We start from the raw sequence: 14,968 nt of genomic DNA on the forward strand, positions 1-14,968 counted from the left end.
TTACCATCCTCTTTGTGAAAACTTCTCAAAATCACAATTAATACCCGTCATAGGCTCACCAAGATCTTCTGAAACTTCAGCTAATATTTTTGGATCATTAAAATATGTAACAGCACTAACTATAGCCTTAGCTCTCTTTAAAGGATCTGCTGATTTAAATATCCCAGAGCCTACAAATACTGACTCTGCTCCTAATTGCATCATAAGAGCCGCATCAGCTGGAGTTGCCACACCTCCTGCAGAAAAGTTTGGCACTGGTAACTTACCATTTTTATGTACATACTTAACCAAATCATACGGAGCCTGCATGTTTTTTGCTATAGCCATAAGTTCTGATTGATCAGCACCTTTAATGTAACTGATATCTTTATTAACTTGTCTTAACTGCCTAACAGCTTCAACAATATTACCAGTCCCAGCTTCACCTTTTGTTCTAATTAAGGCAGCCCCCTCACCAATCCTTCTTAGAGCTTCACCTAAATTTGTACAGCCACATACAAAAGGAACTTTAAAGCTATCCTTGTCTATATGATTAAGATCATCTGCAGGACTTAAAACCTCACTTTCATCAATAAAATCAACACCCAAAGATTCAAGAATCTGCGCCTCAACAAAATGTCCTATACGAGCTTTTGCCATCACAGGTATAGAAGTTACTGACATAATTTCTTTAATCAACTTTGGATCTGACATTCTAGCGATACCACCATCTTTACGGATATCTGCCGGCACTCTTTCTAAAGCCATTACAGCCACTGCACCTGCCTGTTGAGCTATCTCTGCCTGCTCGGCATTGACAACATCCATGATAACACCGCCTTTTAACATTTCAGCTAAACCAATCTTCAAATTAATATCTGACATTTATAGACTCCATTAAGTTTGTCATTCTTCAAAATTCATGAAAGATTATAATTTTTTAAATTGCTGTAGATAAATTAATTTTTGTTAAGATTTGAAAAAAAAATAGAGATAAAGAAAAAATTAGATTAAACATCCAAATTAACAACGTTAAGCGCATTAGACTCAATAAAATTCCTACGAGGTTCAACTTCATCACCCATAAGAGTAGTAAATAAAGCATCTGCCTCAACAGCGTCTTTGATTGATACTTGAAGCAAGACTCTATTATCAGGATCCATAGTTGTCTCCCAAAGCTGGCCCGGGTTCATCTCACCTAGACCTTTGTAACGCTGTACATCATTACCGCGTCTTGCTTCTTTAAGTAACCAGTCAATTGCTGACTCAAAGTCATCAACATATTCTTTTTTAGCACCCCTTTCTACATAAGCACCTTTAAAAGAAATATCTGATAATACATCACCATAAGTAACAAGATCTTCATAATCTTTAGTAGTAAAGAAACTATTTCTAACAATATAATCGGTGTCATAACCATTTATATAGTGATTCACACCGTAAGAGATAGTTTCCTGACCATCTTCATCAACATCTTTAGTTTCTATAAGCTTAAATCTTTCATAAGATAATGCTTTTTGATTACATGCTTCAGCAATAGTCTCCCACCATTTCTTGATATCTGCATTCTCATCTACATACTTAGCGCTATAAGCCATTACTCTGAGCAGTTTTTCAGGATATGTCTTTGCGTACTTTTTAATTACCTTCTCAGATTTTTGATAAAGTTCATAATAGTTATTTAAAATTTGACCAGAAATAGCATTACCATCCTCAAGTAAGATATTAGCCCCTTCAAGACCAATATTACCCAGATATACTGCTAGAGCATCTTCATCTTTCAGGTATGTTTCCTGCTTACCTTTCTTGACCTTATATAAAGGTGGTTGCGCAATATATAAATACCCTCGTTCAACAAGCTCCGGCATTTGTCTATAAAAGAATGTTAGAAGAAGAGTTCTAATATGAGATCCATCAACATCAGCATCCGTCATCAAAATAATCTTATGATACCTAGTTTTATCAGGATTATAATCTTCTGCGCCTATACCACACCCTAGTGCTTTTATGAGAGTAGCAACCTCTTGAGAGCCAAGCATTTTATCAAAGCGAGCTTTTTCTACATTTAGAATCTTACCTTTTAGGGGTAGAATCGCTTGCGTTTTACGATCACGAGCCTGTTTAGCTGAACCTCCTGCAGAATCTCCCTCCACAAGGTATATTTCAGATAATGAAGGATCCTTTTCTTGGCAATCTGCAAGCTTACCTGGAAGACCGGCTATATCTAAAGCTCCCTTACGACGAGTCATATCACGAGCTTTACGAGCTGCTTCACGAGCCTTTGCTGAGTCTAGAATTTTTTCACAAACGATTTTAGCCTCTTTAGGGTTTTCTAATAAGAATTCTTGAAGCTTTTCATTTACTAGTGACTCAACAGCTGATTTAACATCTGATGATACTAATTTATCTTTTGTTTGAGATGAAAATTTCGGATCTGGAACTTTTACAGATAATACTGCAGCTAGACCTTCTCGAGTATCCTCACCTGTTAGAGACACTTTTAGCTTCTTATTTAAACCTTCTGACTCAATATATGTATTCATTGTACGAGTAACAGCCGCCTTTAAACCTGATAAGTGAGTACCACCATCGCGTTGAGGAATATTGTTTGTAAAACAAAAAATTGATTCTTTGTAAGAGTCATTCCACTGTAATGCAAGCTCAACCTGAATATCATCTTTGATACCACTTACAGCAATAACATTTTCATGAATAGGCTTTTTACTATTGTTTAAATATCTAACGAACGCTGCGATACCGCCATCATACTTAAATACTTCAGACCTATTATTAATTTTATCGATAAGCTCAATTTTGACACCTGAATTTAAGAAAGATAATTCACGAATTCTTTTCATCAAAATGTCATAATCAAAATCAACAAAAGAGAATGTATCTTTACTTGGCTTGAATGTAATTATTGAACCTGATTTATCTGTTGGCTCTAACTGTTTTAGCGGATAATCTGGCACACCATGCGTGTACTCTTGGTAATACCTATAACCATTACGAGATATATCCAAAGTGAGCTTTTCTGACAGTGCGTTTACAACTGACACACCCACACCATGTAGACCGCCAGATACTTTGTATGAATTATCATCAAACTTACCACCAGCATGAAGAACTGTCATAATAACTTCAGCAGCTGAGCGACCTTCTTCCTTATGAATATCTGTAGGTATACCACGCCCGTTATCAGATACGGATACTGAACCATCCTTATTGATGATAACTTTAATATCATCACAATGGCCAGCTAAAGCCTCATCGATAGCATTATCAACAACCTCAAACACCATATGATGCAAGCCACTACCATCATCTGTATCACCGATATACATCCCTGGTCTTTTTCTAACTGCATCTAAACCCTTGAGTACTTTAATACTCGATGAGTCATAAGCTTTATTTTCAGACATTAACAAGCTCCAATATATATTTATATTTAAAATCCACAATCACACCACATTATAACACAAATAAAGATTTATATTAATTTAGATCAGTAACCTTGTAATAATCCTTCAGGGGTTTTCATTTGATATAGAAATGCTAATATAATCTTATACTTTAGATATAAGGCAAGTTTGAAAACCTTGAAAAAGAAAAATTTTTTAGTAGTAATATTGTTAGTTGCTGTAATTACCTCTAGTTTTCTAATTGGGAAAAAATCAGGTATTAAAAAAGCAGAATCAATACACCAAAGTGAACTTAAAATACTTGAACAGAGTAAGTTATCACAAACACCAGAGAATAGCATAAATTGTCGCCCAAAAGTGAGCTCAAAAAGAAACAACTACGTTATTGGTTATGGAAGCTTGATGAACAAGGATTCTAGACAAATAACTGTTCCTGAAGCGACTTATGCTGCGCCAGTACTGGTTAGTGGCTTTGAAAGACTATGGGCATCAAGAGGAGAAAAATCTCACGCTACATTTTTACTAGCAGTCCCTAACAAAGGCTATGCTATGAATGCAATATACTACAAAGCTAGTGCTTCTGATATTTCTGCGACTGATTTGAGAGAAGCATCATACTGTCGTGTAAAAATACCTCGTAAAGATATAGTACCACTAGGTGTCAAAAGCTTACCTAAGGGTGATTACTGGATGTACGTGAAGGACTTTAAAGATGCCGACTTCCCAAATAAGAGCTATCCAATTCTACAAACTTATGCTGATGTTTTCATGACAGGGTGTTTACAAACTCAAGCAGAGTTTAATCTAACAGAATTTGGTAAACTCTGTTTCCAGACTACTTACGGATGGGACTTGGCTAACTGGTTATATGATAGATCAAACCCACAGTATAGTAGATACTCAAAAGATACAGTAAAATACCGTACACAAATAGATAGCATCATTCATCGCTTAACTTTTGACGATGATCCATTATAATTATCAGTAATTAATCTTTTGATCAGAATAATAAAAAATGAAAGCTTCCAATAGAAAAATATGTATTGCTCCAATGCTAGATTGGACTGATAAACACTATCGCTACATGATGCGTCTAATAACAAAGCACACTATGCTGTATACAGAGATGATTACCTTGAATGCCATAATACATGGTAATAAAGATTTCTTATTAAAATATAATCCTGAAGAAAACCCTATTACATTGCAGCTTGGAGGGTGTGTACCAGAGGATTTCATAACATGTGGTAAACTTGCACAAAATCTTGGCTACAATGAAATAAATATAAATGTAGGCTGTCCTAGTGAAAGAGTGAAAAAAGGTAATTTTGGCTTATCTCTAATGGCAGAACCTGAGCTTGTAGCAGATTGTGTCAAGGCTATGAAAGATAATCTAGATATACCTATCTCTGTAAAATGTCGTATTGGCTACGATCATAATGACAGTTATGAAGAGCTATATAATTTCGTTGATAAACAAGTACAAGCTGGGGCAGATTATCTCTGTATTCATGCTCGCAAAGGATGGCTTAGTGGCTTATCTCCAAAAGAAAATAGAACTATTCCTGAACTAAAATATAGTACTGTTTATAATATCAAAAAAGATTTCCCAAATCTTGAGTTAGGCATCAACGGTGGTATCACAACCATAGAAGATACCCAAGAACACTTAAAACATGTAGATAGCGTAATGATTGGACGCGAAGCCTATCATAACCCAATGTTATTTAAAAATTTTGACAATCTGTTCTACAACCAGCACATTAATGATATTTCCCCACTTGAGGTAGCCTACAAGATGGCTGAGTACATAAAAATCAAGCTAGACAATGATCCTAATATGAGGCTTAATAATATAACAAAGCATACATTAAACTTATTCAATGGTTTACCTAATGCCAAAGTCTTCCGTCGCTATTTAAGTGAAAATGCAACCAAAAAAGATGCCAATGTTGATACTTTCCTGAAAGCTCTAGAAGTATTTGAGTAAACAAATCTAAGAATATACCCCTATAGCTATATTAACTTGATCAAATGTTGACTCGTCATAATGCCTAGGATCAGGGGCTTGATAATATGGATACATTAAAGGCTCAATAAATTCGACATCCATTTTTAATACTCCACCGATATTAGTATAATATATTGCCGTTGAAAAAATATTTGAATTATACTGCGAGCCCGATATTTTTAAATGGCTTTCAGGTCTTAGATGAAAATCCTTATCTACTAAACTAACAAAATCAGGAACCTCTCCTAATATACTATCAGTGATACCTTCAGATATTTTTGTACCGATTTTAAACCAGTTATTATGACCAATAAATTGTCTATCCGCACTCCATCTTAAATCAGAATTTGTTTGATGTATATCATTATTTAAATCATAAGGATTAAAGTAAAAGACTATGTTTATGCCATTTTTATTATAGACAATATTATTATCAAATTCTAAGCTACCTATACCAAACTTTAGCTGACCCACATAAGAACGACCCGCACCATCTACTGGCGCAGTATTTATAAAAGTATTGTTTACGAAACGATAACGCCCAAAACTTGTACCATTTCTAGTTGGACCACCAGAACCACCATCTCCACCAATAGTCAAAGACTTTACCTTATTCTCATTAACTACAACATTGCCAACAAAATCCGTATCCTCTCGAACATAGTTCTCACCATAAGATTTATCAATCTTTCTTAATTCATCTTGTGTAGTATGGTTATCATCGGTGTAGCCAATAACTTCACCTTTATCATTATAAATAGGGTGTGTGCCAGGTCCCAAGTCTGCTCCAAAAAAGTCTGCTTCTGAACTATAATTATTTTCAAACCAGTTGTAATATACTTCATTTCTTGATGTACGACTCTTTAAGCCAGCTCCTTGATAAGAGTCATGAATGTAATTAAACCTGACTTTTGTAACTACATCTGGGTGTCTAACTCTGTCAGAAGCAATATAGATATTATGATCTCCTACAAATGCACCGTTGTAATATATATCACAATATTCTATAGTTAAGCTTCCACTGAAAAGATCGCTACCCATAATACCATTTGCAGAATCATGGACGCTACAGTGCCTAATTGTAATACCATCAGCAACCTGATATAAGCCTCTTCTTGTAATAAGTTTAGGATCCGATGCTTCTTGCATATTACCTACTATTTCAAAGTTATCAAAAATATAGTTATCTCCAAAAAATGTAACAACTACATCTTTTGTTTCAGACTTTATAACAGGTTTTTGACCAGCTACTTTTACACCTATTATTCTTATCGGTTTTACTTTAGTTCCATGGTTTTCAAATTTCACACTCCCTGGATATTCGGCATTTCCTTCAACATACACAATATCTCCAGGTTGTAAAAGTTTGGCAACATCTTGTAATATTTTGTATTCTTTTGTTGGACCTACATTATATGTTGCAGCAATTACAGTTGATATACTTAAATAAAAAAAGAAGAAAATTATTACCTTTCTCACCGGTTAAATTAAAATTAATTATAATTAAAGGCATGATACATTTAATTAAAGCAGATGTAAATATTTGTATTAGTTATTACTAATGTGCAACTTATAATTAAAAGTTATTCTTTATACATCCTATACTAAACATGATTGTTTTTGCATGTGCATAATAATGTATTTCTATTTTACCAACATAAATCAAATAAATATGAATTTGTCATCATTAAGATAGTTGATATAGACATAAATCTTTTTCAACACCTTCACTCTTATGATCCATATCATCGTATTAATTACTCTAGCTTTTATGATATTATTCAACAAATGTAGAGGTTAACAATCAATAGCCATGAATTACATTTTTAAGACTTTATTTATAATCCTAGTATGTTTTTCATCTAGTTACCCAAACCTTAAAACACAAGCCAATAACTCTTATGAAATATCCTTTAACTCTCCAAAACAGATAAATCTAAGCAAAAGTAAAATAGAGCTCATTCTAACAAACCCAAATGTAAAAATTAAAGATACCATAAGTAGTACCAATCTACCGTATTTTTGGAATGCTAAAGTCACTCAACGTTACGATAATGTAACAATATCCTTTCCTCGCAGAAGTATTGACAGAGGGTTATCTGTATTAGGTAAGTCATATCAAACATCAAATAAAGATATAATTATCCCACCAGGCAGCTACTCTTTTGATATTAAGTCGGATAGTTACATTAGTGTAAAAACGACGAATAAAGATATATTTGAAGTTTCTAATTCTGATAAATTAGCTGATTTTAAGCTATCTTATTATAATGCTCCAAAGGGCTCAACATGTGTTGGCTATCTCAATATAGATGCATATGCTATCGATATGCAAATCAACAATCACCCATCATCAGTCAATATAATATCGAAAAATAGTCACACTCCTCTTATAGAAAAAAACATAAATGTTACTAATTCAAATTCTATAACAAACACTCAAACCATAAAACTGCCTGCAAGTATTGAAGGAACTCCATACACACTTATAAGCTCACACTTTGAACATGGAAAGTATATCTATTATGCAGATAAGTTAAGAAAGTCTGTATATTTAAAATGCAATAAAATCACTAAAGTAAAAATTTTGTACCATAAAGAAAAGCCTAAGAGCAATATTTTAAGTGCCAAAGGACTTTGATAAAAAATACTACAGCTATAGCTAACGTCTCAATCAATTCTCCCAAAAATCTAGCGAACAATTATTTGTAAGTTGAACACTTCTTTTAAACATATAGGCTACTTAGTGGATTTTTTTGATTTAATTAATTTTGATCCCAAACTGAGAAGCTATATTTTGAACATCTTTTTTATTGATCTTTTTGATGTCATTTGCATTTAAGTCTTGGATAGACTTACCATTAATCTTGGTGTTGTTAATAATTTGTTGCGCTTTCTTATCTAACCCTGCCTGCTTAGCTACTTGATTTGCAACATTTTTGACAGTATCAGCACTCAATAAGTTCTTCAAAGAAGATGCATCAACACTAAAGTTGAGTTTATTCAAATCACCAGTGATAACACCGTTTAATGTTAAGCTAGGTATTTTCTGAGTAAACTGGTTAAAGCTAACACTTACAATATCAAATTTTAGCTGCAAAGGAATATTGAACATTATATTTCTTACTCCACTAAACTGCCAAGTTCCTTGACCAGATATTGTTAAGCTATTAGCATCTATATTAACCCCTTGAATATTTAAGCCCTTAATTGCTTTTCCAGCTACATTTTGCAAATTAAACTTGATAGTATTATCAACATTTAGCTTATTTGAAACAACTACGCTAACATCAACGTCACTATTATTTACAGATTTAACATTAATTGCTGTTGGCTGACCTAATAGCACAGGGTTTGTTGATATATTAGTTATATTAGCATCGTATGTAGTACCGGCATTTTGATAACCTTTTATATCAATATTTTGAATTACAAAACTAGGATACTTATCACGAAGCATTTCATTTTTTACATTCGCGTAACCATATACTTTAGCTTGTTGCTTCGGTGTAACTGATCCTGCCTGTTTAGCACCAGTTGTATCATCCTCACTACTAGAGCTAAAGTTTGATAAGAACTCTGCTGCTTGCTTAATACCATTAGCAACTTCTTTAGCTTGCTTTGTATTAGCTTCTAACTTTTGCAGATCTACTTGTTGTAAGTTTTGACTTGCCTTACCTATACTTTCTATAGCTTTCTTCTTAAACTCTTCTGAATTCATGCTAGCATCATCTTTAGATGTTGCTTTAGTATTGATATATAAACTAGCTTTCTTAGCTCTTTGTTTATCTAAAGATACACCAGTAACCAAAACATTTCTTAATGTTAATTGTCTAGTAAGTAAATTTGAAATATTTAGACTTGCACTCACATTTTCAGCATAGAATCTATCCTTATCAAGATTTTTTGGATCTGCCACACCTAAACCTTTAATATCAAGACTTGCATTTGTAAAATCTAAGCTTAAAGATTGATAGTCTACTGTTGCTCCATTTGCTTTAGTCAACTGTTGCTTAATGATATTTGATACCATTGATGTTTCTAAAAGCTTAGGAGAATATATCAAAACAGCAATAATTAAAGCTACAAGAACAATTCCTGTTAATCTAAATGGCTGTCTAAACTTACGATTTTGCATTTCAACCCAGTCAACTTTTGCAATATTCTTACCCAAGAAGATCCAACTAGCTATCTTAACAAAAAAATTCTTAGTGATTTTGTTATATAGTTCTGTACCTGACTGAATAGATGACATTTTTGCAATTATCTTTTTGTATATCTTTGCGATAATAAGGCCAAATATAACACCTAAGATTATTGCTAGAACAAACCCTCCTGCGACGAGATAATAATCAAATCCAGCATAAGCTAAGACTGGCGTATTAACCATAGCCTTGAAAATAGGTTGTGTAAAACCATCTAGCAAAAATTGTCCGAATGAGAAGCTAACAATCTCAAGCAAAAATGAAAGTGCTTTTGCGATAATCGCAATAAATACAAACACACCAATATTTATTCTAAGAATTATCACCAATATTATTACTGCTACAAAGAGTAATGGTGAGTATGAGACTCCTGGAATAAAACCAAACACAAACGCTAATACTGATGTAATTAACAATTGTGCAGGCGTGAGTTTAGAAAAAATAGTCGATTTAATTTTATTAAATATGTAATCAAACATTCCCAATCACCTTATTTTATTTTTAAATTTACCAAATAATATTACTATAATTGCATTTTATTAACGACTTTTTTAGGACTAATCTTTCAGCATTCGAGAGTTTTAGTAAATTATATTTACTCTAGGTAAAATGTAACACCACCATAAACAAAATACTTATAGACAATAAAATCAATGATATTGAGTACTCCATTACATGCTTTAGCTAAAGAGTTTTCATATATCCTATTCTTTAAGTTTAAATTCTGTTTTTTATTAGAAAAAATAGCGTAAATGAGTTATTATTTGAGATGTTATTTAACAAAAATTTTCGTCAAACGATCAAATAAGGAAGAAAATCAATGAACTTACATGAATATCAAGCTAAAGATCTTTTAGAAAGCTATGGTCTAAAAGTTCAAAAAGGTATCGTAGCTCATAACCCAAATGAAGCTGCTCAAGCATTTGACCAACTTGGTGGTAAATTTGCTGTGGTTAAAGCTCAGGTACATGCTGGTGGTCGTGGTAAAGCTGGTGGTGTAAAAGTTGTTAAATCATCTCAAGAAGCTCGTGAAGTAGCAGAGAGCCTAATCGGTACAAATCTTGTTACTTTCCAAACTGATGCTGAAGGTCAGCCAGTTAATTCTGTAGGTGTATTTGAAGATGTATACCCTGTTACTCGTGAGTTATATCTTGGTGCGGTAGTTGATAGATCTAGCCGTAAAGTAACATTCATGGCTTCAACTGAAGGTGGTGTAGATATTGAAGAAGTAGCTCACAACACTCCAGAGAAAATCCTTAAAGTAGAAGTAGATCCATTAGTTGGTCTTCAACCATTCCAAGCTCGTGAAGTAGCTTTCAAACTTGGTCTTGAAGGTAAGCAAATTAATGATTTCGTTAAAACTATGCTAGGTGCTTACAAAGCATTTGTTGAGTGTGATTTTGCATTATTTGAAATCAACCCTCTTGCAGTTAGAGAAAACGGCGAAATCGTTTGTGTTGATGGTAAAATCAACCTTGATTCAAACGCTCTTTACAGACACCCTAAACTATTAGCTCTTAGAGACAAATCTCAAGAAAATGCTAAAGAACTTAAAGCTTCTGAGCATGAGCTAAACTATGTAGCTCTTGAAGGTAACATCGGCTGTATGGTAAACGGTGCTGGTCTAGCAATGGCTACTATGGATATCATCCAATTATACGGTGGTAAGCCTGCTAACTTCCTAGATGTTGGTGGTGGAGCTACTAAAGAAAGAGTAATCGAAGCTTTCAAACTAATCCTAGATGATGAAAATGTAAAAGCTGTTTTAATTAACATCTTCGGTGGTATCGTACGTTGTGATATGATCGCTGAGGCAATTATCGAAGCTGTTAAAGAAGTAAATGTAACTGTACCAGTAGTTGTTCGTCTAGAAGGTAACAATGCAGAAAAAGGTGCTAAGATCCTATCTGATTCAGGTTTAAAACTAATACCTGCTGATGGTTTAGCTGATGCTGCTGATAAAGTTGTAAAATCACTAGGTTAATAAATTAAAACAGTTAAAAGGATATTAAATAATGAGCGTATTAGTTGATAAAAATACAAAAGTTTTAGTACAAGGTTTTACTGGTAAAAACGGTACTTTTCACTCAGAGCAAGCTATTGCTTATGGTACAAACATCGTGGGCGGTGTGACTCCTGGTAAAGGTGGTCAAACTCACCTAGACAGACCAGTTTTCAATACTATGGAAGAAGCTGTAAAAGCTACTGGTGCTGATGCATCTGTAATCTATGTACCAGCTCCATTTGTAAAAGATTCTGCAATAGAAGCTATTGATTCTGGTGTTAAACTAGTTGTAATCATTACTGAAGGTGTTCCAACTCTAGATATGCTAGTAGTTAAAGAATATTTAAAAGGTAAAGATGTACAAGTTGTTGGCCCTAACTGTCCTGGTGTGATCACTCCAGGTGAATGTAAAATTGGTATTATGCCTGGTCATATCCACCAACCTGGTAAAGTTGGTATCATTTCTCGTTCTGGTACTCTAACTTATGAAGCAGTTGCTCAAACTACTAAGTTAGGCTTTGGTCAATCTACTTGTATTGGTATAGGTGGAGATCCAATCCCAGGTATGAACCAAATCGAAGCTCTTAAACTTTTAGAGAATGATCCTCAAACAGAAGCTATAATCCTAATCGGTGAAATTGGTGGTACAGCTGAAGAAGAAGCTGCTGAATACATTAAACACAATGTTACTAAGCCAGTTATTGGATATATTGCTGGTGTTACAGCTCCTCCAGGTAAGCGTATGGGTCATGCTGGTGCTATCATCTCTGGTGGTAAAGGTACTGCTGATGAAAAATTCGCTGCATTTGAAGCTGCTGGTATTGCTTATACTAGATCACCTGCAGAGTTAGGTTCTAAACTTAAAGAAGTTACTGGTTGGTAATTTTTATTTTCTAAATATTTTTTCTTTATTTATATTTCAATTTCATAATTTTCAAAAAACTAATTTAAAGTGATAATATAAGTTAATATAATCTATTAACTAACTAGTTAAATCATGTTTAAGAAGATAATCTTACTTTTCTGCATTACAACACTACTTCTAGCTACAAATGTAGGGTATTGCTTATCAGAGAGCAAAAATATGAGTCCTGTGACATTAGAAACACTAGGAAACGAAAATAATAAACAAAACAAAGAATGTAGCACACTATCTACCATCCTTATTACGCCTATCTCAGTAGTAGGTATAGGAGTAGGAACTATTCTAATGGTACCTGTAGGTTTATTAGGAGGAATGGTTGGCGGAGCCATGATGTCTCCAATGATGTTTGATAGTGGTGGCTTAAGTAAAAACTCATTCGTACAACCATTCCAAATAGGTGGGGCTGTTATTTTAGGAGCTATTTTAGGCGCAGGAGTAGGAGCTGTTGAACTACCTAAAAGTACCGCAAAGAGTTTAATTAGTGATGCCAAAACTAATTGTCATATAATATAAAACCAAATATATAAGTACTAAAATAATGCAAAAAAATATTTTAATTACGGGCGCGAATAGAGGAATTGGGCTAGGTTTCGTTGAACACTATTTAACAAAAAACTGTAATGTAATCGCAACTTGCCGTGATCCAGCTAAAGCAAATGACCTAAAAGAACTTTCTAAGAAATATCAAAAACTTACTATAGAAAAACTTGATGTTAGTAGTCCTACAGACCAAGAGCAATTATTTCAAAAGTATAAAAGTATTGTTATTGATATATTAATAAACAATGCCGGTATTTACCCTGAGAACCATCAAAAATTTAGTATTTCTGAAACTAATCCAAACTGGATAAATAATGCTTTTCAAACGAACTGTTTAGGAGCTTTTTATCTTATTCATAATTTCAAAGAGAATCTGCTAAAATCTGCTAATCCAATAGTTATCAATATGGCTAGTCAAGCTGGCTCTATAGAGCAAACAAAAGCTGGTTTTGGTTATTCATACCGCATATCAAAAGCAGCTCTAAATATGTTAACAAAAACATTTGCTGCTGAGTGCCTAGAGATAATTACTATAAGTCTTCGACCTGGTTGGGTTAAGACTAAGATGGGTGGAGATAATGCTACTATGGAAATTAGTGATAGCATCCAAGCGATGACTAATCTTATTGAAAATCTCCATCATAAAGACTCTGGAAAATTTTTAGATGCTCAAGGAAATATTGAGCAATGGTAAAATCTCTCGAAATACTTCTAAACATTGATAAATCAAGCTTGTTACACTTTAGAATCAACTTAAATAGTTGTAAGTTTTATGAATTAAGCTTATAGAGCAGTTTATAAAACTTAAACATATTGCTATTCTTTATTCTAATTATTACTACAACTATAAATAAAATGTCACTACAAACTATTAAAAAACTATCTATTATTTGCATTATTGGTGCTTTAGTAATGTGGGTTTTATACCCTTTTATTTACTCTATACTTTTTGCAGGACTTTTGGCAATAATACTTGCTCCACTTCAAGAGTATTTAGAGCAACATATTGGTAAACATAGAAGTAGTTTCCTATTAGTTATGGGGATTCTTCTGTGTGTTTTTATTCCTATATTAATTGTTCTGTATTATGCTATCTCAGAGATTGTTTCATACTTACAACATCCAGAAACACTTTCACAAACTTTTGCTACGCTTGGTAGTTCTATAGGCAAAATTCCTTACATAGGAAGTATCCTTCAAGAACATTTTGACAAACTAATAAAGGCAATTAACGATGATAGTGACACCATAATCTCCAATTTAGGTCAAATATTACCTAAAGTTAGATACGTAGGCTCAACATCTATAAGCTTTATAACAGATTTTTTAATTACACTTTTACTGGTATATCAATTCCTAGTTAGTAGCTCTACTTTAGAAAAATTTGCAAAAAAAGTAGTACTTAAGGACTTTGATGATAGCGATAGTTTCATATCTACAGCAATTATTACAACTCGTAGAGTAAGTTTAGCAATTTTTCTAACTGCATCACTTGTTGGTACTGTTATGGCTACAACATTCTTACTAACAGGGATGCCAACACCTATTTTACTTGCATTTACCGTAGCTATTGCATCTATGATCCCATTTATGGTTGGCATTGTTTATATACTCATCGGAGCCAGTGTATTTGTAGTATATGGTGCTACCAAAGCTATTACCATACTAGTAGTTGGTTTTGCTCTAAATATTTTCACAGACAATATTATGCAACCCAAAATTATCAATAAACAAGTACAACTTAGTTTCGCTGCCTCATTGATAGGTATACTAGGAGGAATCCAAGCTTTTGGTTTTATCGGAATATTTCTTGGACCTGTAATATTTAATGTTACATTCGTTGGTATAGAAAAACTTATGAAAAATAGTAAGTAATATTAT

General features: G+C 33.4%; 12 protein-coding genes. 8 read left to right on the forward strand and 4 right to left on the reverse strand.

Going from position 1 to position 14,968, the window contains the following annotated elements; all coding sequences use genetic code 11:
• Positions 1 to 864 (reverse strand): pyridoxal 5'-phosphate synthase lyase subunit PdxS, encoded by an 864-nt coding sequence (pdxS, locus tag F7308_RS08675; RefSeq protein WP_013923492.1) that lies wholly within the window; start codon positions 862 to 864, stop codon positions 1 to 3.
• 125 nt (positions 865 to 989) lie between these two features.
• Entirely contained in the window at positions 990 to 3,401 is a 2,412-nt protein-coding gene (gene gyrB, locus F7308_RS08680; RefSeq protein ID WP_013923493.1) for a DNA topoisomerase (ATP-hydrolyzing) subunit B, read from the reverse strand.
• Positions 3,402 to 3,578: 177 nt separating this feature from the next.
• On the opposite strand from gyrB, the gene chaC reads away from it, so the two are divergent.
• Together chaC and dusA are read left to right on the forward strand one after the other, a co-directional pair.
• Positions 3,579 to 4,379 carry a gamma-glutamylcyclotransferase ChaC gene (chaC, locus tag F7308_RS08685; protein WP_013923494.1) on the forward strand — a complete coding sequence of 267 codons (801 nt, stop codon included), beginning with the start codon at positions 3,579 to 3,581 and terminating at the stop codon, positions 4,377 to 4,379.
• Between the two features lie 37 nt (positions 4,380 to 4,416).
• Complete coding sequence (gene dusA, locus F7308_RS08690; RefSeq protein ID WP_013923495.1) at positions 4,417 to 5,391, forward strand: tRNA dihydrouridine(20/20a) synthase DusA; 975 nt, start codon at positions 4,417 to 4,419, stop codon at positions 5,389 to 5,391.
• Positions 5,392 to 5,397: 6 nt separating this feature from the next.
• On the opposite strand, the gene F7308_RS08695 is transcribed toward dusA, so the two are convergent.
• Positions 5,398 to 6,891 carry a right-handed parallel beta-helix repeat-containing protein gene (locus F7308_RS08695; protein WP_013923496.1) on the reverse strand — a complete coding sequence of 498 codons (1,494 nt, stop codon included), beginning with the start codon at positions 6,889 to 6,891 and terminating at the stop codon, positions 5,398 to 5,400.
• A 334-nt stretch (positions 6,892 to 7,225) separates the two neighbouring features.
• Here F7308_RS08695 and F7308_RS10355 point away from each other — a divergent pair, with 334 nt between their 5' ends.
• Positions 7,226 to 8,053, forward strand: coding sequence for a hypothetical protein (locus F7308_RS10355; protein ID WP_013923497.1), 828 nt, complete (start codon positions 7,226 to 7,228; stop codon positions 8,051 to 8,053).
• A 120-nt stretch (positions 8,054 to 8,173) separates the two neighbouring features.
• Here the strand turns inward: F7308_RS10355 and F7308_RS08705 are convergent, their stop codons facing one another.
• Positions 8,174 to 10,096 (reverse strand): TIGR03546 family protein, encoded by a 1,923-nt coding sequence (locus tag F7308_RS08705; protein WP_013923498.1) that lies wholly within the window; start codon positions 10,094 to 10,096, stop codon positions 8,174 to 8,176.
• Between the two features lie 341 nt (positions 10,097 to 10,437).
• On the opposite strand from F7308_RS08705, the gene sucC reads away from it, so the two are divergent.
• The 5 genes from sucC to F7308_RS08730 all read left to right on the forward strand — a co-directional run bounded on the left by sucC (position 10,438) and on the right by F7308_RS08730 (position 14,962).
• Positions 10,438 to 11,601 (forward strand): ADP-forming succinate--CoA ligase subunit beta, encoded by a 1,164-nt coding sequence (gene sucC, locus F7308_RS08710; protein WP_013923499.1) that lies wholly within the window; start codon positions 10,438 to 10,440, stop codon positions 11,599 to 11,601.
• A 31-nt stretch (positions 11,602 to 11,632) separates the two neighbouring features.
• Complete coding sequence (gene sucD / locus F7308_RS08715) at positions 11,633 to 12,505, forward strand: succinate--CoA ligase subunit alpha (protein WP_013923500.1); 873 nt, start codon at positions 11,633 to 11,635, stop codon at positions 12,503 to 12,505.
• 114 nt (positions 12,506 to 12,619) lie between these two features.
• Positions 12,620 to 13,060 (forward strand): hypothetical protein, encoded by a 441-nt coding sequence (locus F7308_RS08720; RefSeq protein WP_041263818.1) that lies wholly within the window; start codon positions 12,620 to 12,622, stop codon positions 13,058 to 13,060.
• 25 nt (positions 13,061 to 13,085) lie between these two features.
• Positions 13,086 to 13,781 carry an SDR family oxidoreductase gene (locus tag F7308_RS08725; protein WP_013923502.1) on the forward strand — a complete coding sequence of 232 codons (696 nt, stop codon included), beginning with the start codon at positions 13,086 to 13,088 and terminating at the stop codon, positions 13,779 to 13,781.
• Between the two features lie 161 nt (positions 13,782 to 13,942).
• Positions 13,943 to 14,962 carry an AI-2E family transporter gene (locus tag F7308_RS08730; RefSeq protein ID WP_041263820.1) on the forward strand — a complete coding sequence of 340 codons (1,020 nt, stop codon included), beginning with the start codon at positions 13,943 to 13,945 and terminating at the stop codon, positions 14,960 to 14,962.
• Positions 14,963 to 14,968 lie beyond the last annotated feature (6 nt).

This window comes from Francisella salina, assembly GCF_000219045.1.
Lineage (GTDB): Bacteria > Pseudomonadota > Gammaproteobacteria > Francisellales > Francisellaceae > Francisella > Francisella salimarina.